The 2,827-nt window shown below is 62.9% G+C and carries 2 protein-coding genes; both read left to right on the forward strand.

Annotation, left to right across the window (positions count from 1 at the left end; genetic code table 11):
• Positions 1-270 precede the first annotated feature (270 nt).
• A complete protein-coding gene (locus MUO23_11875) occupies positions 271-1,005 on the forward strand; it encodes a hypothetical protein (protein ID MCJ7513655.1) in 735 nt (244 codons plus the stop codon).
• Between the two features lie 1,197 nt (positions 1,006-2,202).
• Complete coding sequence (locus MUO23_11880) at positions 2,203-2,634, forward strand: ester cyclase (protein ID MCJ7513656.1); 432 nt, start codon at positions 2,203-2,205, stop codon at positions 2,632-2,634.
• The last annotated feature ends 193 nt before the right edge of the window (positions 2,635-2,827 follow it).

The raw sequence follows: 2,827 nt of genomic DNA on the forward strand, positions 1-2,827 counted from the left end.
ACCCAGTCTGACCGTGCACTGCAAGCGGTTCCGTCCACCTTTGGGGCCAGTCCGCCAGCCACCGCGGGCAACCGACAAGCCCCTTTGTTTGTCAGGGCGCCGCCCAACAACTCGCTGAAGCTGACCCGGCGGGCTGGGCCTTAATTGGAGCTTGTCCGGCTGGCTGGCGTGCCGTAGAGTAAGGAGGAGTTGCCCGCTTCCGCCGGGCAGCTTAGCTCGAGGCCGTTGGGCGGCCGAGCCAGTCCGCCTCGAAAGGGGGTTGCCAGAGGAATGGCCGTAAGCAGAATCCTTGCCGTCTGCGTGGTCTCGTCCTTGATCGCCTACTGCTCTGCAGGCAATCCCACTGAACAACCGGCCACTCCATCTCCCTCTGAGATTGCATCCGCGCCCATCGCCCTATCCCCCGAGTGGATCCCCCGCCCCACCTTCACCTCGGCCCAAACTGAGCTGTCCCATGGCAAGACGCCAGGTTTGGTCTTGACGCTGGCCGCCGAGCCGACCCCAAGTCCCGCGCCCTACTGGGACTTCCACGAGTCCGCCCCACAGCCCGAAGGTGGTTGGGTCACCTACCGGAACGATGTCTGGGGGTTCTCTTTCCAGTACCCTGCGATCTACGATACTGCCCCTTGTGGCGAGATCTACCTCGAGTCGATCGAGGGGCACACCACACTCCATTTCCGTCAGGGCGCGATATGGGTCAGGGTCTACGACAATTGGGCCGGCGACCTTGCGACGTACGTTTCAGACACCTTGGCCAATACCCCGGTTCAACTACTTACCGCCGTCGAGAGCTTTTCACTGGATGGAACCCTTGCGTTCCGCGTGATCCGGGGGTTCCCGCCCTCCGCAGCCACACAGTACGAGAAACTGGCATTCGCAGCATATGGCTCACGTCTCTACTCCTTCACGTACCGCATGATGAACTGGGTCTACTGTGACGCCAGCCCAATCTCGGAGGAGGCCGTCTACGACCACCTTCTCGCGACTTGGCATTTCAACCCGTAGGCACACTGTGAAGGCACTTCCCCGGCCGCCCAACAACTCGCTGAAGCCGACTCGGCGGGCGCGCGGGTAGGTCGAGGCCTGCTGCCCGCCAGCCTGGGCTACGGTGAGGTCGACCTGGCAGCTCCGCCGAGTCGGCGTGCGGCTTGTCCTGCTCGCCGGCGGGGGCTACAGTGTAGGTGCCGCCGCCCGCTTCCGCCGAGCGGCTTAGCTCGAGGCCGTTAGGGCGCGCCGCCGAGGCGATTGTCCTGCATGGCTGGCCTTAAGCTGATGCGGACCAGGGTTACGATAGTCAACGGACCGCCAATGAGAGCTATCGTTTCTGCCGTGACATTCGGTCTCCTGCTTGCATCCTGCTACGGCCATCCGGACGAGCGATTGCCTGCTCTTTCGGAGGAGTTGACAGACCGGTCCTTCCTATCCGCCGAGCCCTGCGCACCCCCTTGTTGGCACGGTCTCCAGATATGCAGTGCGACCCGCGCGGAAGTCGCGCGCACCACGAGTCTTCTCTCATTTCTCGACCCTTCTGGTGCAAAGACACGCGATTCGTACCGCCGCGACTTCTGCGCGGACTCTGGCGTTATCGCGCCCCTCGCCGAAATGGAAGTGCCCTGCGCACGTCCTGGCGACAGGACATGTGCTTGGTTCGTTTTCCACGACGACGTGCTTGTTGGCATTCACCTCCTCCTTAACTACGAGTTGAGCATTCGGGACACACAACCGGCCTTCGGTGACCCTGACTATGTGACGATATCGCCCTGGGGACCTGAGTGCCCTGCCTGCAAGCTCACGATGTTCTACCCCTCGATCGGCCTGGCCGTCTCTCACGACACCTCTGTCTGCTCCGCCTGGAGCCAACAGTGCGAGCCAGTCCAAGACGGACTTCCCGTCGATCCAGCCCTGCGCGTCACCTTAGTCGAATTCTGGCCACAAGCCTTCTTCGACCAAGTTCGCGAATCCGGGGAGGCTCTGGCTTGGCCAGGTTTGGGTGAATGAGTTGTGCGCGCCCTAACAACTCGCTGAAGCTGACCCGGCGGGCCGGGCCGTTGGTGCCCCTTGCTCGGCCCGCTGGCGGGGGCCACAATCCCAATAGCGTTGCCCGCTTCCGCCGGGCAGCTTAGCTCGAGGCCGTTAGGCGGAAGCACGGTGCACTCCCAATGCGGCGGCTGACTCGGTTCGTAGGGCCACGGGAGGACAACCATGACCGACCCCAAACAAGTGCTTCGTGCTCTTTTCGAGGCTGGCGACGCAGGGGACATCGAATCCTTCGGCGAGTACCTTGCCACCGACGTCGTCGTCCATGCACCGGCCGGGCTATCCACTGTCGGTATTGAAAACGAGAAGGGCTCATGGAGAAGGGCCAAGGCCGCGGTACCGGACCTCCATCATGAGTTCCTTGAGCTCATTGGCGAGGGTTCAGTGGTCGCCGCCAGGTGCATTGCGAGCGGCACACTACGCGGCACCCTAGGCGCGTTTTCCGCCGAGGGTCGTCACTTCAGGGTCGATCAATCCCTCTTCGCACATTTCCTGGACGGCAGGATCCACGAGCTGTGGGAGATCGTCGACACCGCACCGCTTGCTGGACAACTTGGTTCCCCTCCTGGCGAGGCTACTCCTACCAATCGCCCCTAGCGGTGCGGCCCAGGAGCTTCCTTGGAGGCGATTCGAGTCCTCTGGTACGAGATCCTCACTTCCGCCTAACAACTCGCTGAAGCCGACCCGGCGGGCGGGCGAAAACGCAATGGTCCCTCGCCCGCGAAGTTGGCCTAGAATGAAGGAACGAAGCCAGAGCCGCCGAGCGGCTTAGCTCGAGGCCGTTAGGCGC

The sequence above is a fragment of the Anaerolineales bacterium genome, from assembly GCA_022866145.1.
In the GTDB taxonomy this organism is placed as follows: domain Bacteria; phylum Chloroflexota; class Anaerolineae; order Anaerolineales; family E44-bin32; genus PFL42.